Origin of the sequence: Pantoea pleuroti (assembly GCF_014156615.1) — a bacterium.
In the GTDB taxonomy this organism is placed as follows: Bacteria; Pseudomonadota; Gammaproteobacteria; order Enterobacterales; family Enterobacteriaceae; genus Pantoea; species Pantoea agglomerans.
The window spans coordinates 75,974-100,052 of record NZ_SBFD01000008.1; the positions used below are offsets into that span (position 1 = coordinate 75,974).

Consider the following 24,079-nt stretch of genomic DNA (forward strand, 5'->3'; position numbering starts at 1 on the left):
CAGGTTGCTCCTTTCAGCGTTTAGCAGAGTTTATTTTTGTACGACGTACTTTTTATTAAAAATGCCAGGCTCACACCATTCTTTATACAGAAATCCGTTTATGCGATCACATTTTTGGTCAGCGCCTAAACTCAACTCTTTCTGCTTCGCATATCAAAACGTTCACATCCTATTGTTACTGTAAATATAACGTTCAGGCTTTTTGCTTAATTGAACGACGTCATCAGAAAGCACAAACTTTCCTCAGTAAAAACGAAACAACCGTTATTTTAATCAGGAGGTTGAAATGAACACAGGCCAAACGCCTGCCCGGGAATGGAACACGCGCCGCAGTGAAAAAGCACGTCGTCTGGCATCCTTCCCTGTTGATGGCAAAGTCATTCCTACTGAAAGAGCTGTAGAAGCATTTGAAAAACTTATTGCACCGGGTGACCGGGTGGTACTGGAAGGGAATAATCAGAAGCAGGCCGATTTTTTATCACGTACCCTGGCTGAGGTTAATCCGGCGATAGTACACGACCTGCATATGATTATGCCGAGCGTCGGCCGCAGTGAGCATCTGGATATTTTCGAAAAAGGCATTGCGCGTAAACTCGACTTCTCTTTTTCCGGTCCGCAAAGTCTGCGTATTTCTCAGCTATTAGAAGACGGGCAGCTGGAAATAGGCGCAATCCACACCTATATCGAACTCTATTCCCGCCTCTATGTCGATCTGAGTCCAAACGTTGCGCTGATTGCCGGTTATAAAGCTGACCGCAAAGGCAACCTTTACACCGGCCCGAGTACGGAAGATACGCCTGCCCTGGTGGAAGCCGCCGCGTTCCGTGACGGTATCGTGATTGCCCAGGTGAATGAGCTGGTCGATGACGAGACCGACCTGCCCCGCGTCGATATTCCCGGCTCCTGGATCGATTACATCGTCGTAGCCGATAAACCTTTCTTTATCGAACCGCTGTTTACCCGCGATCCGCGCCTGATTAAACAGGAACATATCCTGATGGCGATGATGGCGATTAAAGGCATTTACGCCGAACATCAGGTGCAGTCACTTAACCACGGTATCGGTTTTAACACCGCCGCGATCGAACTGCTGCTGCCTACCTACGGCGAACAACTCGGCCTGAAAGGCAAAATCTGTAAGCACTGGACCCTTAACCCGCATCCGACGCTGATCCCGGCGATTGAGAGCGGCTGGGTTGAGAGCGTGCACTGCTTCGGTGGCGAACTGGGCATGGAAGAGTACATTCGCGCCCGTCCCGATATCTTCTTCACCGGCAGCGACGGCTCTATGCGCTCTAACCGCGCCTTCTGTCAGCTGGCAGGTCAGTATGCGGTGGATATGTTTATCGGCGCCACCCTGCAGGTTGATGGCCTGGCAAACTCCTCAACCGTGACCCGCGGTCGCCTTTCCGGGTTCGGCGGGGCGCCTAATATGGGCCACGATCCGCACGGCCGACGTCATGCCACGCCTGCATGGCTCAATATGATCACCGAACCGGATCCGATGCAGCGCGGTAAAAAGCTGGTGGTTCAGATGGTGGAAACCTTCCAGGCCGGTGCCAAACCGACCTTTGTTGAAACGCTTGATGCCGTTGAAGTGGCGAAATCGACCGGTATGCCGCTGGCACCGGTGATGATCTATGGCGATGACGTCACCCACGTGCTGACCGAAGAGGGTATTGCCTATCTTTATCGCGCGGAAAGCCTTGAAGAGCGCCGTGCGATGGTCGCTGCGGTAGCCGGTATCACCGATATCGGCCTTGGCGTCGATGCGGCGCGCGTGGCGGCCCTGCGTAAAAGCGGCAAAGTGGTCTATCCGGAAGATATGGGCATTCGTCGTTCAGATGCGACCCGCTCACTGCTCGCCGCCAGCAGCGTCTCTGACCTGGTGGAATGGTCGGGTGGTCTTTATAACCCACCGGCAAAATTCCGGAGCTGGTAATGAAACTTCTGTCGCAGACTCAAACCGAGGCGCAGGCCAGTCAGCTGGCGACGATTGCGCACGATTGTCTGACCGATGAAGCGCGGCTAAGCCCCAAGCCGGGTCTGGTAGACAGTCGGGGAAACGGCGCGCATCAGGACCTGACGCTGGCGCTGATGGAGCGTTCCGCTCACAGCCTTGTGCCGACCTTTCTGGCGCTGGCCCGTCACAGCTGGCTGCGCCCTGCTGATATTGCCCTGCGCGAAACGGTGGGTCGGCTGGGCCGTGACGGTGAACAGCAGATGATGGCGGCAACCGGCGGCGTCAACACCCATCGGGGTGCGATCTGGGCGCTGGGACTGCTGGTCAGTGCTGCAGCCATGCACGGTGGCGCGGCCAGTGCCGACCAGCTGACCCGCACCGCAGCCGCGCTGGCCAGCCTGCCGGACCGCGCCGCGCCAAAACTGTTCAGCAAAGGGTTAAAAGCGACGCACCGCTATCAGGTGCCCGGCGCACGCGAAGAGGCGCAACAGGCGTTTCCTCACGTGATGAAGCTGGCGCTGCCACAGCTGCTGACAAGTCGTGCAACGGGTGCCAGTGAAAGCGAAGCCCGCCTTGATGCGCTGATGGCGATCATGACCTCGCTCAGCGATACCTGCGTGCTGTCACGGGCCGGTATGACCGGACTGAAAGCGATGCAGCAGGGAGCACGCGCCGTGCTGCTGTCTGGCGGCTGTCGCACAGCAGGCGGCCAGAAGGCGCTGGCGCAGCTCGACCAGCGCATGCTGTCGCTCAACGCTTCGCCTGGCGGGGCCGCCGATTTGCTGGCCGCGACGCTGTTCATTGATCGGGTCTGTTCACCTGAACATTCTTATTTCTAGAGGCCATTATGGAACACATCACATTATCTTTACCTGCTAACCGCGCACTCAGCGGTAAAGCTCTGGCAGGGGTCGTTGGTTCCGGTGATATGGAAGTGCTGTACACCGCAACCGAAGGACAAACGCTTAGCATTGATATCACCACCTCACTGGATAACAGCGACGCCCGCTGGAAGGCGCTGTTTGACCGCCTGAATTTAACCAACGGTCTGCCTGCCGGAAAGCTGATTATTCACGATTTCGGCGCGACACCCGGCGTAGCGCGTATCCGTATTGAACAGGTTTTTGAGGAGGTGAGCCATGCGTAACGATGCCAGTTTTATTGAATTACGCGCCCGTGAGCGCGCCCGTGCACTGCTGGACGACGGCAGCTATCGCGAACTGCTGGATCCTTTTGAAGGCATCATGTCGCCGTGGCTGGCCCCGCAGGGTGTGGTGCCGCAGTCAGATGACGGCATGGTGGTGGCACGCGGCACGCTGAACGGTCAGCCTGCGGTCGTTATCGCCATTGAAGGCACCTTCCAGGGTGGCAGCATGGGCGAAGTCTCCGGTGCCAAAATGGCGGCGGCGCTGGAACTGGCAGCCGAAGACAATCGCAACGGAATACCCACTCAGGCGGTGCTCTGCCTGGAAACCGGCGGCGTGCGTTTACAGGAAGCAAATCTGGGGCTGGCGGCGATTGCCGATATTCATGCCGCGATTGTCGATCTGCGCCGCTATACCCCGGTTATCGGCATTATTGCTGGTACCGTCGGCTGCTTTGGCGGGATGTCCATCGCCGCTGCGCTGTGCAGCTACCTGATTGTGACGCGTGAAGCGCGCCTGGGGCTGAATGGTCCGCAGGTGATTGAGCAGGAAGCGGGCATTGAAGAGTATGACTCGCGCGATCGCCCGTTTATCTGGAGCATGACCGGCGGTGAAATCCGCTACGCCAGCGGCCTGGTCGATGCGCTGGTCGGTGATGGCGTCAATGCGGTTAAGAGTGCGATGAATGACTGCATCGCCAAAGGCGTTCCGGCGCAGCACCGCAGCGATAAATATGCCGATTTCCTGCCACGTCTGACACAGTTCGACACCCGTCAGCAGGCGGACACGGCGCAGATTAAACAGCTTTTCGCCCGGGAGGATAAATAATGACCCAGACTAACAGCCGCGGTGCAACCTGGCTGGAAAAACTTGCACCTGATGCGCAGCGCCTCAGCGGCCTGTGCGCCTCTGTCCAGGTGGCGGACGGCCAGCTCAATGGCGAAAGCGTGCGCTTTATCGCCGTGGTGCCCGATGCACAAAACCACTATCCGCGTGCCGCGCGAGGCGAAGTCGGCCTGCTGGAAGGCTGGACGCTGGCGAAAGTGGTGAATGAAACGCTGGAAGAGGACAAGAACAGCGACGTGAAACGCCCGATTGTGGCGGTGATCGACGTACCGAGTCAGGCCTATGGCCGTCGCGAAGAGGCGTTCGGTATTCATCAGGCGCTGGCCGGGGCTGCGGGCGCTTATGCCAAAGCACGCCTTGCGGGTCATCCGGTAATTGGGCTGATTGTTGGCAAAGCGATGTCTGGTGCCTTCCTGGCGCACGGTTATCAGGCCAACCGCCTGATTGCGCTCAACGATCAGGGTGTGCTGGTGCACGCGATGGGTAAAGAGTCCGCCGCGCGTATCACGCTGCGTTCCGTGGAAGCGCTGGAGAAACTGGCGGCGACCATTCCGCCGATGGCCTATGACGTCAGCAACTTCCATACACTGGGTCTGCTCTCCGATCTGCTGAACGTGGCCAATCCTGATGCACCTTCTGACGCCGATGTGGCGATGGTCGAGATCGCCTTGCAGAAAGCCATTAGCGATGCGCGCCAGGATCCGAGCCTGAAAAACCGGCTGGGCGCATCCAATCGCCACAGCTCCTCCCTGGTTCGCGAGCGGATGCGCGCAACCTGGTAATTAAATAAAAAAATAAACCTGCCGAAACCGGTCTGACGGGGCGCATTGCTAAGTGCGCCCCGGGGCAGTGGCCGTGTTCAGAATTATAAACATCGCTGTTAACAGAAAATTCTTTCTTAAATACAGGTGATTTATGATTTACATAATTGTTCATGCCCTTGCTCCAATTTTTGTCATCATGCTGCTGGGTTTCTGGGCCGGTAAGGCCGGAATGGTCAACAACAAAGACGTCTCTCTGCTGAATATTTTCGTCATGGATTTTGCGCTGCCCGCCGCGCTGTTCAGTGCCACGGTACAAACGCCCTGGCCGGGCATCGTGGCGCAATGGCCGCTGATTGTGGTTATTACCGGCGCAATGTGGATTACCTATGGAGCTGTCTATTTCGCGGCTACAAAAGTTTTCAAAAAATCACCGCAGGATGCGGCTGTGCTGACACTGACTGTGGCGCTGCCAAATTACGCCGCGCTGGGCCTGCCCATTCTGGCCAGCGTGCTGGGTGAAAATGGTGCCACCTCGCTCTCGGTAGCGGTCTCCATCGCCTGTGGTTCAGTGCTGCTTACACCGCTTTGCCTGCTGATTCTGGAACGTGAAAAAGCGTTTGCCGATGGCACCGAACACGGTTCAACCCTGACCATGCTGCCGATTCTGATGTGGCGTTCAGTGAAAAAACCGATCGTACTGGGACCGTTGATTGGCGTGGTGTTATCAGCGCTGGGCGTTAAAATGCCTGATCTGGTGCTGGCCGCCATCAAACCGCTGGGTCTGGCTGCCACGGCCGCTGCACTCTTCCTGACCGGTGTCATCCTGTCGGCACGCAAACTGAAACTCAACGCGGTGGTGGGCGTCGGCACGGTGACTAAACTGCTGATTCAGCCCTTTATCGCCTGGGGTCTGGTGCTGGCATTGGGTCTCAGCGGTCCGGTGGCAATTACCGCCATTCTGATGATTGCGCTCTCCGCCGGTTTCTTCGGGGTGGTGTTTGGCAACCGCTTTGGCGTGCAGTCGCCGGATGCAGAGGCTGTGCTGCTGCTCAGCTCTATTCTCTGTATTTTGTCATTACCACTGTTCATTACGCTGACATCAGGAATGTAATATGAGCTCTGTTCCGCGCCCCCACGATCTGCTCTGGCTGCGAGACGGCAGCGCCTTAGCCGCCATCAGTGAGAGCTGGGTCAGCCAGTTCTGGCATCCGGGCCTTCCGGTCGTGGTGCGGCGCGACAGGAGCGAAACCGGGCTGATACCGGTGGGTGTGCGCGGCGAGCGCCGCGAACAGCGCGCCGCCGGATGGGTCAATGCAGCGGATATCGTTCGCGTTGTCACTCCGGAGATGCTGGCGGCGCGTGCGCAGTTGCTTGCCTCGCCGTTTACCGCTTATGCGCCGGTCGGCGCGGCGATTGCCCTCAGTGAGCACGACTGGCCGTGGCGCTGGGGTATTACCGGCAGTACCGGTTACGCACTGGCAACACAGCAACCCACGCTGCATGCCGCCAGCGATCTTGATTTAGTTATTCGCGCGCCAGAGCCGCTGGCGCGCGATGCGCTGCAACGCTGGCAGGCGCAAACCGATACGCTGGCCTGCCGGGTCGATACGCAGATAGAAACGCCGTCCGGCGCGTTTGCCCTCAGCGAATGGCTGCGTGAAGGCCGTGCGCTGGTTAAAACCGTCACCGGACCGATACTGACCGCTTCACCCTGGAGCAGGGAGCTACAATGAAAATACTCTTTACCTTTCCCGGCCAGGGCACTCAGCGTGCCGGGATGTTACAGCACCTTCCCGACGGCGACGCCCTGTTAAACAGCGTGCGTGCAGTCCTGGGCGACGAGACTGACCAGCTCGACAGTGTCGATGCACTGCGCCACACGCGCGCCGTACAGCTCAGTCTGCTGATTTGCGGTGTCGCCTGGGCGCGCGAGCTGATTCGCCGCGGGGTGAAACCCGATATCGTCAGCGGTCTGTCGATTGGCGCGTTTCCTGCTGCGGTGATTTCCGGCGCATTGGATTTCAGTGATGCTCTGCGGCTGGTGGCGCTGCGTGGCGATCTGATGGAGCAGGCTTATCCGGAGGGATATGGCCTGACCGCCATCACCGGCCTGACGCTGAGTCGTCTGGAGAAACTGATGCCCGGCAGCAACACCTATATCGCCAACCTGAATGCGGAAACGCAGATTGTGATTGCTGGCCGCGATGAGGATATGGCGGTAGTCGCGCAGAAAGCGCTGGATGCCGGTGCCAGCAAAGCGATTAAACTCGCGGTGAGCGTGCCGTCGCACTGCGCGCTGCTGGATAAGCCCGCCGCAGAACTGGCGCGCGCGTTCGGGTCCGTCAGCCTTTCCCGCCCCCATTGCGCTTACCTCAGCGGTTCAACCGGACGCGTGATTTGGGAGCCGGAGAAGATTGCCGACGATCTTGCCTTTAATATGGCGCGTACGGTGCAGTGGAATGATGCGATGGTTTCAGCCAATCAGCGCGATGCCCGACTGGCGATTGAGATGCCGCCTGGCAATGTGCTGACCGGCCTGACGCTTCAGGCAGGCTGGCAGGGCGACGCGATTTGTCTGGAGCGCAACAGCATTGAGGTTGCACTCCATCTGGTTAAACGGCTAAGTCAGTAAGGCTGCGGGCGTACATCCGCCCTTCTGCCGCCAGTGCCAGCAGGTCATTATCCCGTTCGCGGCGATGTGAGTAGACAATCGAGATCTGCTGACGCATCTGGTAAGGCTCAGCGAGCGTCAGCAGCTGAATGTTGTTTTCATACACCTTCTTCATCCGTCCCGGGATCAGTGCCAGGCCGACGCCCGCCTGCACCAGGCTTATCATCGAGAAGATGTCATTCACCTGGGTGACCATGCGCGGTTCAAATCCGGCTATCTGAAACGCCTCCTGCGAACCGGCATAGGTAGCAAACCCTTCAGCCAGCGAGACAAAATCACGGTCGGCATAATCACGCAGATCCACCGGACCGGCTCCGTCCCGCGTCTCCCCGGCCGGTGTGGCCAGAAAGATCCTGTCTTCAAACAGCGGAATCACATCAAAATGCGCGTCGCTGAGTTCGCCGTCATCGGTGGCGATCAGAATCGCATCCAGCGCGTCATCTTCCAGCATATTCAGCAGCATTTGATTGGAACCCATGGTCAGATCGAGCTCCAGCGTGGGCCGACGCAGCTTCATGCCCATGATCAGTCGGGGAATGGTCTCCAGCGTCAGGGAGTAGAGCGTGCCAAGTCGCAGACGCCCCCCGCCGATGCCTGCGACTTTGCGCGCCTCTTCGATGCCTTTGCCCATCAGGGTGGTCACGTCGCGACAGTAGTCCAGCAGTGTCCAGGCGGCAGGCAGCGGCACCAGGTTGCGGCCCTTGTGGATAAACAGCGGGCAGTCGATGCCCTCTTCCAGCGTATGCAGTGCGCGATGTACGCTGACGCTGCTCAGCTCCAGCGCTTCCGCCGTGCGGGCGATATTGCCCTTGCTCATAAACATCATGAAGACGCTGAGTTTACGGAAGGTAATTTCCTGGTTGATGTTGTCACTCATTGCTGCTGTTGCCTGTAGGGTCATTTTGCTTTCCCGCATAGTAGCGATTCTCAGCCAGGGTGTAATGATCTGGCTCGCACAAGAGGCACTTACGGACGCAGAGGCGATAAGAGGCTGAACCTGCTGAAGAGGTGCAGAATGAGCGGTGAGCAAAGAGAGCACAGGAGAGTGCGGCCGATCCCTCGGCCGCAAAAAAGTCAGAAACCTGACTGCCCGCGCCTTACAACCTTACTGGCGAGATATTCCAGATCTCATCAGCGTACTCCTGAATCGTACGGTCCGACGAGAAGTAGCCCATTCCGGCGATGTTTTTAGCCGCGCGGCGTTGCCACTCATCCGGTTTACGGTAGAGCGCATCCACCTTATCCTGGGTATCCACATAGCTGCGATAATCCGCCAGCAACTGGTAGTGATCGCCGAAGTTGACCAGTGAATCAAACAGATTGCGGTAGCGGCCCGGATCCTGCGGACTGAACAGACCGGAAGCAATCTGAGTCAGCACCTGATGCAGCTCTTCATCCTTTTCGTAATAGTCACGCGGGTTATAGCCCCCTTTATGCAGGGCTTCGACCTGTGGCGTGGTATTACCGAAAATGAAGATGTTCTCTTCACCGACGTGATCCAGCATTTCAACGTTGGCCCCATCCAGCGTACCGATGGTCAGCGCGCCATTCAGCGCAAACTTCATATTACTGGTGCCGGACGCTTCCGTCCCTGCGGTAGAGATCTGCTCAGAAAGATCGGCCGCCGGAATAATGATCTGCGCCAGGCTCACGCTGTAGTTCGGGATGAAGACCACCTTCAGTTTGTTCTTCACCTGCGGATCGTTGTTGATCACATTGGCGACATCGTTGATCAGATGAATGATGTGCTTGGCAACGTAGTAAGCCGATGCCGCTTTACCGGCAAAGATATTGACGCGTGGCACCCAATCCGCCTGCGGATCGGCCTTGATACGGTTGTATCGGGTGATCACATGCAGCACGTTGAGCAACTGGCGTTTGTACTCGTGAATACGCTTGATCTGCACATCAAACAGCGCGTTCGGGTCGAGCACCACGTCCAGATTCTTCGCCACCCAGTCGGCCAGCCGACGCTTGTTCTGATACTTAGCGACCGCCACTTTTTCAATAAACGCCGGATAGTCGATCTGCGCCTTAAGCTCGCCCAGCTGGCTGAGATCGGTACGCCAGTTGCGGCCAATCTCCTCATCCAGCACCTCTGACAGCGCCGGGTTCGCCAGCGCCAGCCAGCGACGCGGCGTAACGCCATTGGTTTTGTTACAGAAGCGGCCAGGGAACAGGCGGGAGAAATCGGCAAACAGCGACTGTACCATCAGGTTGGAGTGCAGCTCCGAAACGCCGTTTACTTTGTGGCTGACCACCACCGCCAGCCAGCCCATGCGTATCCGGCGGCCATCGTTTTCGTCGATGATCGAAATGCGCGACAGCAGATCCAGGTCATCGGGATAGTGATCCTGAATGGTCTTAAGGAAGAAGTCGTTAATTTCAAAAATAATGCTGAGGTGACGCGGCAGGATCTTGCCGATCATATCGACCGGCCAGGTTTCCAGCGCTTCGGTCATCAGCGTATGGTTGGTATAGGAGAAGACCTGACAGCAGACGTCAAAAGCGTTGTCCCAGCTGAATTTATGATCGTCGATCAGCAGGCGCATCAGTTCGGGGATCGCCAGCACCGGATGGGTATCATTCAGGTGAATAGCGATTTTATCCGCCAGGTTGTCCCAGGTCTGATGCATTCGCCAGTGACGATTCAGAATGTCCTGCACCGTCGCGGAGACCAGGAAATATTCCTGACGCAGGCGCAGCTCGCGGCCTGAGTAGGTCGAATCATCCGGATAGAGCACGCGCGACACGTTCTCGGAGTGGTTTTTATCTTCCACCGCCGCAAAGTAGTCGCCCTGGTTGAACTTGCCGAGGTTGATTTCGTTGCTGGCCTGCGCGCCCCACAGCCGTAAGGTGTTGGTAGCGTCGGTGTCAAAGCCCGGAATGATCTGGTCATAGGCCATCGCCAGGATCTCTTCGGTCTCCAGCCAGCGCACTTTCGCGCCTTCGTGCTGGACGCGGCCACCAAAGCGCACTTTGTAACGGGTATTGAAACGCTGGAATTCCCACGGATTACCATATTCAAGCCAGTAATCCGGCGACTCTTTCTGCTCACCTTCCACAATGTTCTGTTTGAACATGCCGTAGTCATACCGGATGCCATACCCACGGCCCGGCATGCCCAGCGTCGCCAGCGAGTCGAGGAAACAGGCCGCCAGGCGACCCAGACCGCCGTTGCCCAGCCCCGGATCGTTCTCCTCTTCCATCAGCTCGGCCAGATCAAGACCCATCTCATCCAGCGCCTGGTTGAGATCGTCATAAATCCCCATCGCCAGCAGCGCATTGCCCAGCGTGCGGCCCATCAGGAACTCCATCGACAGGTAATAGACCTGCCGGACATCCTGCGACAGCTGAGCACGGCTGGAACGCAGCCAGCGCTCCACCATCCGGTCGCGCACCGCCAGCAGCGAGGCGTTAAGCCACTCATGCTTATTGGCGATAGAGGGATCTTTGCCGATGGTAAACATCAATTTATAGGCAATCGAATGCTTTAAGGCATCAACCGTCAACGTTGGTGAGGCGTAAGTGAAAGGTGCATTCATATCCAGTTTTCCCAATCCGTTACATCAAACGTTGGTAGAGATCACGGTAGGCTTGTGCTGCCACCTGCCAGCTAAAGTCCATCGCCATTGCCTGGCGCTGAACATAGCGCCAGAGCGAAGGGCGGGACCACAACACAAACGCGCGCCGGATGGCCCGAAGTAGTGACCAGGCGTTGGCATCTTCAAAACTGAATCCACTGGCGATGCCGTCGGCCAGATTCTCCAGTGAGCTGTCATTCACGGTATCGGCCAGCCCGCCGGTGCGGCGCACTAATGGCAACGTACCATACTTGAGGCCATAAAGTTGTGTCAGACCGCAGGGCTCAAAGCGACTCGGCACCACAATCACGTCTGCGCCGCCGACAATGCGGTGTGAGAACGCTTCGTGATAACCGATCTGCACGCCGACGCTGCCCGGATGCTCTGCCGCCGCCGCCAGGAAGCCCTGCTGCAGTTCAGCATCGCCCTGGCCCAGCAGCACCAGTTGACCGCCCTGCGCCAGCAAGCCGGGCAGCGCCTCCAGCACCAGGTCCAGCCCTTTCTGTTTGGTCAGACGGCTGATCACGCAGAACACCGGCGCTTTATCATCCACCTTCAGTCCCATCGCCACCTGCAGCTGACGTTTGTTCTCCGCTTTCGCTTCCAGCGTGTCGCGGTTATAACGCGCGCTGAGCAACAGATCGTGCGCCGGATCCCAGATAGAGGGATCAACGCCGTTAAGAATCCCGCTGAGACGCCCTTCACGCATCCGCTGTGCCAGCAGGGTTTCCATGCCGTAAGCATATTCGGCAGAAGTAATTTCATGGGCGTAAGTCGGACTGACCGCCGTGATATGGTCGGCGTAAAAGAGTCCCGCTTTCAGGAAGGAGATCTGACCGAAGAACTCCAGCCCGTGCATGTTAAAGAACGACCATGGCAGGCCAATCTCTTCCATGTGGTGCGCCATGAACAGCCCCTGATACGCCAGGTTGTGCACGGTGAAGACCGATTTAGCCGGACGACCACGCGCTTCCAGATAGGCGCAGGTCAGGCCTGCGTGCCAGTCATGGGCATGCACAATATCGGGACGCCACATCGCGTCCATGCCGCACGCCAGTTCACAGCCAACCCAGCCCAGCAGCGCAAAGCGCAGATAGTTGTCGACATACGCAAACTGCGATTCGTCATGGTAGGGACTACCCGGACGATCGTAGAGGCCGGGGGCATCAATTAAGTAGATGCCCACACCGTTAAATTCACCAAATAGCAGACGTACATGACCGGCAAATGTTTCTCGCTCTGTCACGACCTGGAGATCAGGTATGCCTTTGCGCAATGCGGGAAAAGCGGGCAGTAGTACCCGCGTATCCGTGCCGCCCGCTATTTGTGCCTGAGGTAATGCCCCGACGACATCAGCCAGTCCGCCCGTTTTTAGCAGCGGGAAAAGTTCCGAACAGACATGTAAAACCTGCATCCTCGACCTCATTAAGTTATCCGGCACGCTCCGCGTGCCGATTGCGTAAGTTTCGCTTATCGCTTACAGCCCCGCTTTGGCCAGTCTGGCCAGCATGGCGCGGGTTACCAGTACGATGCCTTCATCCGAACGGTGAAACCGGCGACTGTCTTCATCCGGGTTTTCGCCAATAACCATGCCTTCGGGTAACTCGCAGGCCCGATCAATGACGCAGCGACGCAGACGACACGATCGGCCCACTACCACATCAGGCAGCAGTACAGTTGAATCAATATTGCAAAAAGAGTTAACGCGTACCCGCGGGAACAGCACCGAATTGACCACCACCGACCCGGAGATGATGCAGCCACCCGAGACCAGCGAGTTCATGGTCATCCCGTGACTTCCGGAACGATCCTGAACAAATTTGGCCGGCGGCAGCGGCTCCATGTGGGTACGAATCGGCCAGGTGACGTCATACATATCGAGTTCAGGCATCACCGATGCCAGGTCGAGATTGGCGCGCCAGTAGGCTTCCAGCGTCCCGACATCTCGCCAGTAAGGCGGCGCATTGTCGTCGTTCTGTACGCAGGAGAGCGCAAAGGAGTGCGCATAGCCTTCGCCGCTTGCCACGATTTTCGGCAGGATATCTTTGCCGAAGTCATGGTTAGAGCCTGGCGTCTGCAGATCTTCTTCCAGCAGTTCATAGAGATAGTCTGCGTTGAAAACGTAGATCCCCATGCTGGCAAGCGCCTGGGTGTCATCACCCGGCATAGTGGGCGGTTTCGCGGGTTTCTCCACGAAGTCGATCACCATGTTCTCTTCGTCCACCGCCATCACGCCAAACGCCGTGGCTTCATGCACCGGCACCGGTAAACAGGCGATGGTACATTTCGCCTCGTTGACCACGTGGTCCAGCAGCATGCGTGAATAATCCATCTTATAAATGTGGTCCCCGGCAAGGATCACGATGTACTGCGCCTGATAGCGGCGAATCACATCAAGGTTTTGCGTCACGGCATCGGCCGTCCCGCGATACCACTGTTCGGTCGAAAATCGCTGCTGCGCTGGCAGCAAATCGACAAACTCATTCATCTCTTCATTGAAGATCGACCACCCACGCTGGATGTGCTGAGTCAGGGTATGAGACTGATACTGAGTAATCACGCCAATCCGTCGGATACCGGAGTTGACGCAGTTGGAGAGGGCAAAGTCGATAATGCGGAACTTGCCGCCGAAATGCACCGCCGGTTTGGCACGTTTGGCCGTTAAGTCGACCAGGCGCGTGCCGCGTCCGCCGGCGAGGATCAGAGCAACCGTCTGTGTAGGGAGCTGGCGGGCCAGCATCAGGTGATCTGTTCTATCTAACTTAACCATGTCTGACTCCTTATGATTGCTTTTGGAACACGCACACACCGTGTGCGGGACCATGCCAGACAGTTAGCAGGATGGGGTTGTCGTCCCCGGCGAAAGGAGGAAGGGCGCGCCATTCTCCGTCTGGTAACACGATGTCATTCACCGTATCCGTGGCGTTTATTGTTATTAACCAGCGGCCGGACAGCAGGATCTGCAATCTGTGCATCCCCTGTGCCCATTCATCGTGTTGCAGTGGCTGGCCACCAGCATTGAGCCACTGCACATTGCCGTCACCGTCCTGCCACCAGCGATCTGCGGTCAGCGCCGGAATGCGCTGGCGCAGCTCGATCAGTGCAGCGGTAAATCCGACTAATCCCTTCTCATCCGCCTGCCAGTCAAGCCAGCTCAGGGCGTTGTCCTGACAGTAAGCGTTGTTATTGCCACGCTGGGTGTGGCCGCGCTCATCGCCTGCCAGCAGCATCGGCGTACCCTGTGACAGCAGCAGCGTCGTCAGCAGTGCCCGCACGCTGCGACGGCGTCGTTCAATCACGTCGAAGCTGACGTTCAGCCCCTCTTTGCCGTGGTTGTGGCTGTAGTTATCGCCGTGACCATCACGGTTATCTTCCCCGTTCGCTTCGTTGTGTTTCCGTTCGAAGCTCACCACATCCCACAGCGTAAAGCCGTCATGGGCGGTGATCAGGTTAACCGTGGCGTGTGGCGGCCGGTCATTATGCTGGTAGAGATCGCTGGAGGCGGCAAAGCGGCGGACGAACTCGCCGTTGCTTATGTCGCCGTGCAGCCAGTAACGACGCGCGGTGTCGCGAAACTGATCGTTCCATTCAGCAAACGGCGGCGGAAAACGGCCAACCTGATAGCCGTCAGGGCCGATATCCCAGGGTTCAGCAATCAGCTTGACCTGAGAGAGCAGCGGACAGGCGCGTATGGCCTCAAAAAATGGCGCATCACGCTGGTAATCCGGTGTGCGGCCCAGCACCGGCGCGAGGTCAAAGCGGAAGCCGTCGACGTGGCAGACCCGCACCCAGTAGCGCAGCGCCTCTAAAGCCCACGTCATCACCTGCGGATGATGAATATTCAGCGTGTTGCCGCAGCCGGTCCAGTTCTGATAATCGCCCTGCTCATCGAGCCAGTAGTAGCTGGCGTTGTCGATGCCGCGCATGGAGATCGTCGGGCCAATCTCATCGAGTTCAGCGGTGTGGTTGAACACCACATCCAGCAGCACTTCGATACCCGCGGCGTGCAGGTTTTTGACCGCCTGCTGAAACTCCTGCAACGGCGTCACGTCCGGCTGGCCGGAGGCGTAACGGGGATCCACCGCCCAGAGCGCAAAGGGGTTATAGCCCCAGTAGTTGCTGAGGCCGAGCTGCAGCAGTCGCGGCTCACTGGCGAAGTGCGCCACCGGCAGCAGCTCAAGGGTGGTAATCCCCAGATTGCGCAGGTAATTCACCATAACAGGATGACCAAGCGCCGCGTAAGTCCCGCGCAGCGTTTCCGGAATTTCCGGATGCTGCTGCGTCAGGCCGCGCACGTGGGCTTCGTAAATCACCGTGTTACCCCACGGGGTGCGCGGGGCGACATCACCCTGCCAGTCAAAATCCTCCGCGACTACCCGTGACTTCGGCGCAATCGCCGCGTTGTCATGCGGATCGGGCTGCGCCTCGCCGCCATGAAACAGCGGGTCATCCGGTACATCGCCCTCAACTGCGCGGGCGCAGGGGTCAACCAGCAGCTTCGCCGGATTAAAACGGTGTCCCTGCTGCGGCGCCCAGGGACCATGCACCCGGTAGCCGTAGCGCTGTCCCGGTTTTAACGCCGGAACATAACCGTGCCAGATATCCCCGCTGCGGCCAGGCAGGTCAAGACGCTGTTCAGCGCCCTGCTCATCAAACAGGCAGAGCTCTACGCGCCCGGCATGCTGTGAGAACAGAGTGAAGTTAACGCCTTTGCCATCGTAACTGGCACCCAGCGGTTCAGGATCTCCGGCAGTGATGGTCATTCAGCCTCCCGCACCAGCCATACCGTTGCCAGCGGCGGCAGATTGAGGCTCAGCGACTGCGGTCGCCCGTGGCTCTCCTGCTCATCGGTATGCACCCGATGATTGCGCACGTCGCTGCCGTGATACTCATGCTGATCGGTATTCAGCACTTCACGCCAGTAGCCAGGCTGGTTAACGCCAAAGCGATAGCCCGGACGCGGCACCGGCGTAAAGTTACTGACGACGATCACTTCGTTGCCTTCACGGTCACGACGGACAAAGGCGAAGACGGAGTGCTCCGCATCATTTACCACCAGCCACTCGAAACCTGCCGGATCGAAGTCGAGCTGATGCAGCGGCGTGTAGTACTGATAGGTGTGGTTGAGATCGCGCACCAGACGGTGAACGCCGTGGTGCCAGTTGTCGTCCCCTTCCAGCAGATGCCAGTCGAGGCTGACGTCGTGGTTCCACTCGCGACCCTGGGCAAATTCGTTGCCCATAAACAGCAGTTTCTTGCCGGGGAAGCCCCACATCCAGCCGTAGTAAGCACGCAGGTTGGCGAACTTCTGCCAGGCATCGCCCGGCATACGATCGAGAATCGAGCGCTTACCGTGCACCACTTCGTCATGCGACAGCGGCAGCACAAAGTTTTCGGTGTAGTTGTACATCATGCCGAAGCTCATCAGGTCGTGATGGTGCTTGCGGTAGATGGGATCGACCTTCATGTAGTCGAGGGTGTCGTGCATCCAGCCCAGATTCCATTTGAACCAGAAGCCCAGCCCGCCGTCTTCGGTGGGACGCGTCACGCCAGGGTAGTCCGTCGACTCTTCGGCCATGGTCACCGAACCGGATGCCACGGTGCCGAGCGTACGGTTGGTGTGACGCAGAAACTCAATCGCTTCCAGGTTCTCACGGCCGCCGTACTGATTCGGCACCCATTCCCCTTCGCTGCGGCTGTAGTCACGGTAGATCATCGACGCCACCGCATCCACACGCAGGCCATCAATGCCAAAGCGCTCCGTCCAGTAGAGCGCGTTGCCCGACAGGTAGTTGCTCACTTCCCGGCGACCAAAGTTGTAGATCAGGGTATTCCAGTCCTGGTGAAAGCCTTCACGCGGGTCGCTGTGCTCATAGAGCTCGGTGCCGTCGTACCTTGCCAGACCGAAATCGTCGCTGGGGAAGTGGCCCGGCACCCAGTCGAGCAGCACGTTGAGGCCCGCCTCATGGGCGGCGTCAATGAAGGCGCGGAACTCGTCACGGGTACCAAAACGGCGGGTTGGCGCATACATGCCCAGCGGCTGATAGCCCCAGCTGCCATCAAACGGATGTTCGTTGATCGGCAGCAGTTCGATATGGGTAAAGCCCATCTCTTTGACGTAGGGCACCAGCTGTTCAGCCAGCTCTTTGTAGCTCAGCCAGAAGTTGTTGTCGGTGTGACGACGCCAGGAGCCCAGATGCACTTCATAGATGGAGATCGGCGCGTCAAAGGCGTTGGCAGCCTTGCGCTCCGCTTTCATCTCAACCGGCTCCGGGAGACCACAGATCATCGACGCAGTTTGCGGACGCATCTGCGCTTCAAACGCGTACGGGTCCGCTTTGATGCGCAGTTCGCCATTGGCGTCGATGATTTCATACTTGTAGAGCTGGCCGTTGACCGCGCCCGGTACAAACAGCTCCCAGATGCCCAGCTCCTGACGCAGACGCATCGGATGACGGCGGCCATCCCAGAAGTTGAAATCGCCAACCACTGAAACGCGACGGGCGTTGGGTGCCCAGACGCAGAAGCGGGTACCGAAGACACCATCGATGACGTCACCGTGCGCACCCAGCGTCTCATAAGGGCGCAGGTGCGTCCCTTCCGCCAGCAGCCACAGATCCATCTCCTGCAGCAGCGGGCCAAAGCGATAGGCATCGTCTATCAGGTTCTGCTGGCCGTGCCAGTTCACCGCCAGCTGATAGCGGAACGGGTTTTTGCGGCGTGGAATGACGCCACTGAAGAAGCCGCGTGCATCTTCACACACCAGCTGAGCCAGTTTGCGCCCGGTGGAGGTTTCAATGACCCACACTTCAAGCGCTTCGGGGAGCAACGCCCTGACTTCAAGGCCTTGCTGAGTTCGGTGCATCCCTAGTAACGAAAAAGGGTCGGCATAATTACCCGCAAACAGGGCATTGATCGCATCGCGATCGGGAAGCTCTGACATGACTTTCTTCCTGTGATAATTGGCAGCCGAAATGAACGCGACACAGCCTGTCGCGGTTCACCTGCGCTGCTCTTCATTGAGCCATACGTACAACGACAAAGAAGTCAGGCCATTCCGTGGGAAAAGTGTTTTTGCCGTGTACCACAACCATTTAATCCGGAAAGCACAAGCGTTACCTGTGGCACATCATGGTTAAATCATAGCTTGGTCACGGCACTTGCTATGGACTAAAGCAAAATAATCTTTACCGACCGGCAAAAAAGGGAAGTTGATCACTGAGTAAGCGAAACGGCAGATTGTTTCGTGTACGACAAAAACAAAAAAGGCCGGATAAATCCGGCCTTTGGCGATGTTTTCTGTTTAGCTGGTTAACAACCGCAGCATGCGACGTAGCGGTTCGGCTGCGCCCCATAACAGCTGGTCGCCCACCGTGAAGGCGGAGAGATATTCCGGCCCCATATTCAGTTTACGTAACCGGCCAACCGGCGTGGTCAGCGTGCCGGTAACGGCGGCGGGCGTCAGTTCACGCATCGTCAGTTCGCGGTCATTCGGCACCACTTTGACCCACTCATTGTGAGAGGCCAGCAGCTGCTCAATTTCAGCCAGCGGCAGGTCGCGTTTCAGCTTCAGCGTAAAGGCCTGGCTGTGGCAGCGCAGTGCCCCGACGCGCACGCACAATCCATCCACCGGAATGACGTTACGGGTGGCGAGGATCTTGTTGGTCTCCGCCTGGCCTTTCCACTCTTCGCGGCTCTGACCGTTTTCCAGCTGTTTGTCGATCCACGGGATCAGGCTGCCCGCCAGCGGCACACCGAAGTTATCGGTCGGCAGAGTGCCGGAACGGGTGAAGTCGGTCACGCTACGCTCGATGTCGAGGATGGCGGAGGCCGGGTTCTGCAGCGCAGTCGCAACGTGATCGTGCAGCATGCCCATCTGGGTCAGCAGTTCACGCATGTGGCGCGCACCGCCGCCAGAAGCCGCCTGATAGGTGGCAACCGAAGCCCACTCCACCAGGTCCTGAGCAAACAGGCCGCCCAGAGACATCAGCATCAGGCTGACGGTACAGTTACCGCCGACAAAGGTTTTGATCCCACTGTCGATGCCCTGACGAATCACCGCATGGTTGACCGGATCGAGGATGATGATGGCATCATCTTTCATGCGCAGCGTGGAGGCCGCATCAATCCAGTATCCCTGCCAGCCGCTGGCGCGCAGCTTTGGATAGACGTCACTGGTGTAGTCGCCGCCCTGGCAGGTAATAATGATATCCAGCGCCCGCAGCGCCTCAATATCAAACGCATCCTGCAGTGTGCCCTGCTGTTTGCCCGCAAATGCGGGTGCCGCCTGACCATGCTGCGACGTCGAGAAGAAGACCGGATTGATTGCATCAAAATCACGCTCTTCACTCATGCGGGACATCAGCACAGAGCCGACCATACCGCGCCAACCAACAAAACCTACATTCTTCATGTCGTGTCCGTCTAAGGCAGTTACACCTGCTTTTCATTTCAGAGGAGAGAGCAGCGTGCTATTTTCACGCCGCTCTGCGTAATAATAAGATTTACCTGTGTCCCTTCACTCTACAAAATGCAGGCCGGGTAGCAAGTGAATTAATTCGATTACGCTAACTTTTTCAGCAGCGTAACTAATAACTCCGCTTTTTCGTGAACAACATGGCGTAAAACCGATGACTGAAATGATTTCAGCGACAATATTATTGTTGTTAATTATGGATCCGCTGGGCAATCTGCCGATTTTTATGTCGGTTTTAAAGCATCTGGAGCCGAAACGGCGGCGAGTGGTGCTGATCCGTGAAATGTTGATTGCCCTGATCATCATGCTGCTGTTCCTGTTTACCGGCGAACGCATCCTGGCATTTTTGAATCTGCGTACTGAAACGGTGTCGATTTCCGGCGGGATTATCCTGTTTCTTATCGCCATCAAAATGATTTTCCCGTCGGCGGAAAGCAGCAGTTCTGGTTTACCGGCGGGTGAAGAGCCCTTCCTGGTGCCGCTGGCGATTCCACTGGTAGCCGGGCCATCGCTGCTGGCGACCTTGATGCTGCTGTCGCATCAATATCCGCATCAGATGTCGCACCTGGTCGGCGCGCTGCTGATCGCCTGGGGCGTGACGGTGGGCATTCTGCTGATGTCAGGTCTGTTCCTGCGGCTGCTGGGTGATAAAGGGGTCAATGCGCTGGAGCGGCTGATGGGATTGATTCTGATTATGCTGGCAACTCAGATGTTCCTCGATGGCATTCGGGCTTATCTGAAGCTGTAGGAGAGTATCTGCGCTTCCCATGAAGACAGGGAAGCGCAGAACCGACGTAATTAAGAGAGTAGTGTGAAGGCGATCATCCCCACCACCGCACCAACGGTGCCGAGAATGGTTTCCATCAGCGTCCAGGTCTTCAGGGTTTCCGCTTCGCTGGCCCCGGTGAAGCGACCAAACAGCCAGAAACCGGCATCGTTCACATGGCTGATAATGATGGAGCCACCGCCGATGCAGATCGACAGCGCCGCCAGCTGAGCGCCGCTGTAGTGCAGCGGTTCAATCACCGGCATGATTAAGCCCACCGTAGTCAGACAGGCGACCGTCGCCGATCCCTGAATCACCCGCACCGCACCTGACAGAATAAAGCAGGCCAGCGCAATCGGCAGTCCTGCGCCGGTCAGCGCATTGCCCAGCACCGGACCCACGCCGGAGTCCACCAGTACCTGCTTAAACACGCCGCCCGCGCCAATCACCAGCAGGATAATCCCAGCCGGTTGCAGCGCGCTGCCGCACACCTGCATTACCCGCTCTTTATCCATACCCTGACGATAAGCCAGGCCATAAATCGCCACCAGCAGCGCCAGCAGGATTGCGGTGAAGGGATGGCCGATAAATTCCAGCCACTCATACAGGGTGGTGCCTTCGGTCGTGAAGCGTGCGCCGATGGTTTTCAGGCCAACCAGCACCAGCGGAAACAGAATCAGTGAGAGGCTGAAGCCAAACGACGGCAGCTTGCTCTCATCGACATCCGGTTGATGATCTTCCGGCGGCGCGCTGAACGAAACGTGGTTGCCAATGAAGTTGCCAAACAGCGGCCCGGCAATCAGCATGCCCGGGATCGCCGCACAGAGCCCCAGCAGGATCATCCAGCCAAAGTCTGCGTGCATCTGCGAGGCCAGCAGCATCGGGGCCGGTCCAGGCAGCAGGAACGCCGCCGCTGCGGCCACACCGGCAAACAGCGGGATCACCAGCTTCACCAGATTGCCGCCGGTACGCCGTGCTACTGCAAAAGCGATGCTGATCAATAGCACGACTGCCACCTCAAAAAAGAGCGGCAGCGCGCAGATCAGACCGGCAATGCCCATCGCGTAATGGGCGCGGCTCTGACCAAAGGTTTTCAGCATCCGGATGGCGATCTGATCAACTGCGCCGGTTTCATGCAGGATTTTGCCGAACATGGCACCCAGCGCCACCACAATCGCGAGGAAGCCGAGCGTGCCGCCCATCCCCTTCTGCATGGTTTCAGCGATCTGATTCAGTGGCATGCCGGAGAACAGCCCGGCACCGATGGACACTAACATCAATGCGACGAAGGCGTGCATACGGGCCTTCATCACCAGGAAAAGCAGCAGCAGGACGGAGCCTGCTGCGGTCAAAACGAGTGTTGCGGTATTCATCTCTAACCCTGGCTGATAGCGTCCTGGATAGTCGCAACCGTAGCCGCCACCACATCGTCCAGTGAATGCGCGATATCCACCACCAGTACATCCGGCTCATCGCTACCCGGCTCTTCAAGCGTCGCAAACTGCGTCACCAGCATCTGCGGCTTGAAGAAGTGGCCTTTACGCGCTTTCAGGCGGGCTTCGATGGTGTCGAAATCGCCCTTCAGGTAGACGAAACGCAGGTTGTCATTTCCCTGACGCAGGATGTCGCGATAACTTTTCTTCAGGGCTGAACAGACAATCACGGAAATTGCCTGGGTGCGCTGCATGGCAAACGCGGCGTCGTTCAGTGCCTGTAACCACGGCTGGCGATCGTTGTCATCCAGCGGATGACCATCGGCCATCTTCAGGATGTTGGCGCGTGGGTGGAGAAAATCACCGTCAAGAAAGGCTGTATTCAGCTGGTGAGAGACCTGATTGGCGACGGCAGACTTTCCGCTGCCTGAAACGCCCATCAGGATAAAAACGTGATGCGACGGGGATTGCGTTGTCATTTTTCTGCTCCGGCAGGTGAGAATTTGCCAATGTTACCGATAACAATGTCGTTTCTCATTCTCCTGGCCGCTTAACAGCCTGGCAACCTTTTTACCAGGAAATGCATGAAAGTGTGAGCTGACTCATAAAAACGCCACAATCAGATGCTGCCACCTTCACTGATCTCAAAACCGACATCCAGCGGCTGGCAGGTGCTGGTTTCTCCGGCAATGCGCGCCAGCAGCAGCGCCGCGGCTTCACGCCCCATGCGGTCGCGTGGCGTCAGCACTGTCGCCAGTTGTGGCGTGACAACCTGACTGATGTCATGGCCGTGGAAACCGGCAATCGCCATCTGAGAGGGCACCTGCAATCCCTGGCGCTGGCACTCAAACATCGCGCCGACCGCCAGATCGTCATTGGTACAGAACAGGCTATCTGTTTCAGGATAGAGACGTTGCGCCTCACGCAGCAGATCACAGCCGGCGCTGAATGAAGAGGCATCTTCCATCATCACACTGCGTGGCGTCAGCCCCGCTTCGCGCATCGCGATTTCGTAACCACGCTGCTTCTGCAGCGTACGTTCATCCAGGCGTGCGCCGAGGTAGACGGTATGACGATGACCTTTGCTGAGGATTGCCTGCGTCATCTGCCGGGCCGCTTCAACATTATCAAAGCCTACCGCCATATCCAGGCAGGGCGTGACGCTGTCCATCACCTCAATCACCGGGATACCGGCCACTTCCAGCATGCGCAGCGTGCCTGGTGTATGGGTGCGTTCGGTGAGGATAACCCCATCAATGTTCCAGCCCAGCAGCGAGCGCAGTTGCAGCTCCTCTTTTTGCGGGTTGTAACCAAAGTGGGCGACCAGCGTCTGATAGTTGGCTTCGTCAGTGACGGCTTCGATGCCGCGCAATACGTCAGCAAAAACCTGGTTTGTGAGTGACGGCAGCAGTACGCCAATGGCGCGGCTGGTGGCGTTAGAAAGCATATCAGGGGCGCGATTGGGGATATAACCCAGCTCATCCAGTGCCACCGCGATCTTATCCCGCAGGGCAACGGAGACCTGCTCTGGATTACGCAGGTAACGGCTGACGGTCATTTTAGTAATGCCGACGCGATCGGCAACGTCCTGTAATACCGGTCTTTTCTTCTTCATCGTAGCGCCTGGGATCGCCCTTAAAGCTAAAGTACGATGAGTCTATCACTTTTCTGTCACAAAATTGCCAACCGGGCGCGACGATGCGCGCCCGTTATCTGCTTAGACCGGTGGCAGATCAAACAGCAGGACTTCTGCAGCCGAGCTGGCTTCAATGGTCAGCGCGCTTTCGTCCCAGATCGCCAGGGCGTCGCTGGTGGTGATCGCGTTGCCATTAACGGTAACATCACCTTTCATCACCTGAATCCAGATACGACGTCCCGCATCAATCGCGACATTGTCCTGTTCGCCAGCAGCCATTACCCAGCGCGATAAGGTCATGTCCTGAAAGACTTTCAGCGACCCTTCACGGGCATCCGGGCTTAACACCAGTTGACGCCCCTGCACATCCGGGAAGCGGCGCTGATCGTAGCGTGGCTCGATACCGGTACGCTCAGGAATGATCCAGATCTGATAAAGGTGCAACGGCTCGCTTTCGCTGGCATTGTACTCAGAATGACGTACGCCAGTGCCGGCGCTCATAATCTGGAACTCCCCTGCCGGGATCTGCTCTTTGTTGCCCATGCTGTCCTGATGCTCAACCGTACCGGAGAGCACGTAGGTCAGGATTTCCATATCTTTGTGAGGATGGGTACCAAACCCCTGGCCGCCATCAATCACATCTTCGTTGATGACCCGCAGCGCGGAGAAACCCATAAAGTTCGCATCGTGATAGCTGGCGAAAGAGAATGTGTGCCAGCTATCCAGCCAGCCATGGTTTGCGTGACCGCGTTCTTCAGCTTTGCGTACATAAATCATGTTCAAATCTCCTCAATG

General features: G+C 57.6%; 20 protein-coding genes. 9 read left to right on the forward strand and 11 right to left on the reverse strand.

The window, feature by feature from the left end; translation table 11 throughout:
* Positions 1 to 286 precede the first annotated feature (286 nt).
* From mdcA to mdcH, 8 genes are all read left to right on the forward strand, one after another.
* Positions 287 to 1,942, forward strand: a complete 1,656-nt coding sequence (mdcA, locus tag EPG66_RS17720; protein ID WP_010253213.1) for a malonate decarboxylase subunit alpha — start codon at positions 287 to 289, stop codon at positions 1,940 to 1,942.
* On the forward strand, positions 1,942 to 2,802 hold the full coding sequence (locus EPG66_RS17725; protein ID WP_115758891.1) for a triphosphoribosyl-dephospho-CoA synthase: 861 nt from the start codon (positions 1,942 to 1,944) through the stop codon (positions 2,800 to 2,802). Before mdcA ends, EPG66_RS17725 begins: the two co-directional genes overlap by 1 nt.
* A gap of 8 nt (positions 2,803 to 2,810) precedes the next feature.
* Positions 2,811 to 3,110, forward strand: coding sequence for a malonate decarboxylase acyl carrier protein (gene mdcC / locus EPG66_RS17730; protein WP_031592681.1), 300 nt, complete (start codon positions 2,811 to 2,813; stop codon positions 3,108 to 3,110).
* Positions 3,103 to 3,936, forward strand: a complete 834-nt coding sequence (locus tag EPG66_RS17735; protein WP_031592682.1) for a biotin-independent malonate decarboxylase subunit beta — start codon at positions 3,103 to 3,105, stop codon at positions 3,934 to 3,936. Before mdcC ends, EPG66_RS17735 begins: the two co-directional genes overlap by 8 nt.
* Positions 3,936 to 4,736: a biotin-independent malonate decarboxylase subunit gamma gene (mdcE, locus tag EPG66_RS17740; RefSeq protein ID WP_031592683.1), complete on the forward strand. Its 801-nt coding sequence runs from the start codon at positions 3,936 to 3,938 to the stop codon at positions 4,734 to 4,736. Before EPG66_RS17735 ends, mdcE begins: the two co-directional genes overlap by 1 nt.
* A 133-nt stretch (positions 4,737 to 4,869) precedes the next feature.
* Positions 4,870 to 5,829 (forward strand): AEC family transporter, encoded by a 960-nt coding sequence (locus EPG66_RS17745; RefSeq protein WP_010253228.1) that lies wholly within the window; start codon positions 4,870 to 4,872, stop codon positions 5,827 to 5,829.
* Between the two features lies 1 nt (position 5,830).
* On the forward strand, positions 5,831 to 6,451 hold the full coding sequence (locus EPG66_RS17750) for a malonate decarboxylase holo-ACP synthase (RefSeq protein ID WP_182687680.1): 621 nt from the start codon (positions 5,831 to 5,833) through the stop codon (positions 6,449 to 6,451).
* Complete coding sequence (gene mdcH / locus EPG66_RS17755; RefSeq protein WP_182687682.1) at positions 6,448 to 7,350, forward strand: malonate decarboxylase subunit epsilon; 903 nt, start codon at positions 6,448 to 6,450, stop codon at positions 7,348 to 7,350. Before EPG66_RS17750 ends, mdcH begins: the two co-directional genes overlap by 4 nt.
* On the opposite strand, the gene EPG66_RS17760 is transcribed toward mdcH, so the two are convergent.
* The 7 genes from EPG66_RS17760 to asd form a co-directional block, all read right to left on the reverse strand.
* Complete coding sequence (locus tag EPG66_RS17760) at positions 7,331 to 8,266, reverse strand: LysR family transcriptional regulator (RefSeq protein WP_083070490.1); 936 nt, start codon at positions 8,264 to 8,266, stop codon at positions 7,331 to 7,333. The genes mdcH and EPG66_RS17760 overlap by 20 nt on opposite strands.
* A 220-nt stretch (positions 8,267 to 8,486) precedes the next feature.
* Positions 8,487 to 10,934 carry a glycogen phosphorylase gene (gene glgP / locus EPG66_RS17765; RefSeq protein WP_182687684.1) on the reverse strand — a complete coding sequence of 816 codons (2,448 nt, stop codon included), beginning with the start codon at positions 10,932 to 10,934 and terminating at the stop codon, positions 8,487 to 8,489.
* A gap of 19 nt (positions 10,935 to 10,953) precedes the next feature.
* Positions 10,954 to 12,387 (reverse strand): glycogen synthase GlgA, encoded by a 1,434-nt coding sequence (glgA, locus tag EPG66_RS17770; protein WP_010253243.1) that lies wholly within the window; start codon positions 12,385 to 12,387, stop codon positions 10,954 to 10,956.
* 63 nt (positions 12,388 to 12,450) lie between these two features.
* Positions 12,451 to 13,743 carry a glucose-1-phosphate adenylyltransferase gene (gene glgC, locus EPG66_RS17775; protein WP_010253246.1) on the reverse strand — a complete coding sequence of 431 codons (1,293 nt, stop codon included), beginning with the start codon at positions 13,741 to 13,743 and terminating at the stop codon, positions 12,451 to 12,453.
* A 10-nt stretch (positions 13,744 to 13,753) separates the two neighbouring features.
* On the reverse strand, positions 13,754 to 15,736 hold the full coding sequence (gene glgX, locus EPG66_RS17780; RefSeq protein WP_064704133.1) for a glycogen debranching protein GlgX: 1,983 nt from the start codon (positions 15,734 to 15,736) through the stop codon (positions 13,754 to 13,756).
* Positions 15,733 to 17,916 (reverse strand): 1,4-alpha-glucan branching enzyme, encoded by a 2,184-nt coding sequence (gene glgB / locus EPG66_RS17785; RefSeq protein ID WP_033780976.1) that lies wholly within the window; start codon positions 17,914 to 17,916, stop codon positions 15,733 to 15,735. The genes glgX and glgB overlap by 4 nt, the downstream gene beginning before the upstream one ends.
* Positions 17,917 to 18,276: 360 nt before the next feature.
* On the reverse strand, positions 18,277 to 19,386 hold the full coding sequence (gene asd / locus EPG66_RS17790; RefSeq protein WP_182687686.1) for an aspartate-semialdehyde dehydrogenase: 1,110 nt from the start codon (positions 19,384 to 19,386) through the stop codon (positions 18,277 to 18,279).
* Between the two features lie 217 nt (positions 19,387 to 19,603).
* On the opposite strand from asd, the gene EPG66_RS17795 reads away from it, so the two are divergent.
* Positions 19,604 to 20,197: a YhgN family NAAT transporter gene (locus EPG66_RS17795; RefSeq protein WP_003853054.1), complete on the forward strand. Its 594-nt coding sequence runs from the start codon at positions 19,604 to 19,606 to the stop codon at positions 20,195 to 20,197.
* 50 nt (positions 20,198 to 20,247) lie between these two features.
* Here EPG66_RS17795 and gntU read toward each other — a convergent pair whose 3' ends face one another.
* The 4 genes from gntU to EPG66_RS17815 form a co-directional block, all read right to left on the reverse strand.
* The gene (gntU, locus tag EPG66_RS17800; RefSeq protein WP_010253270.1) at positions 20,248 to 21,588 is read right to left on the reverse strand and encodes a gluconate transporter; all 1,341 of its coding nucleotides are present in this window, start codon (positions 21,586 to 21,588) and stop codon (positions 20,248 to 20,250) included.
* A gap of 2 nt (positions 21,589 to 21,590) precedes the next feature.
* On the reverse strand, positions 21,591 to 22,127 hold the full coding sequence (gene gntK / locus EPG66_RS17805; protein WP_010253272.1) for a gluconokinase: 537 nt from the start codon (positions 22,125 to 22,127) through the stop codon (positions 21,591 to 21,593).
* Positions 22,128 to 22,267: 140 nt separating this feature from the next.
* The gene (gene gntR, locus EPG66_RS17810; protein WP_010253274.1) at positions 22,268 to 23,263 is read right to left on the reverse strand and encodes a gluconate operon transcriptional repressor GntR; all 996 of its coding nucleotides are present in this window, start codon (positions 23,261 to 23,263) and stop codon (positions 22,268 to 22,270) included.
* Between the two features lie 102 nt (positions 23,264 to 23,365).
* Entirely contained in the window at positions 23,366 to 24,061 is a 696-nt protein-coding gene (locus tag EPG66_RS17815; protein WP_182687688.1) for a pirin family protein, read from the reverse strand.
* Between the last annotated feature and the right edge of the window lie 18 nt (positions 24,062 to 24,079).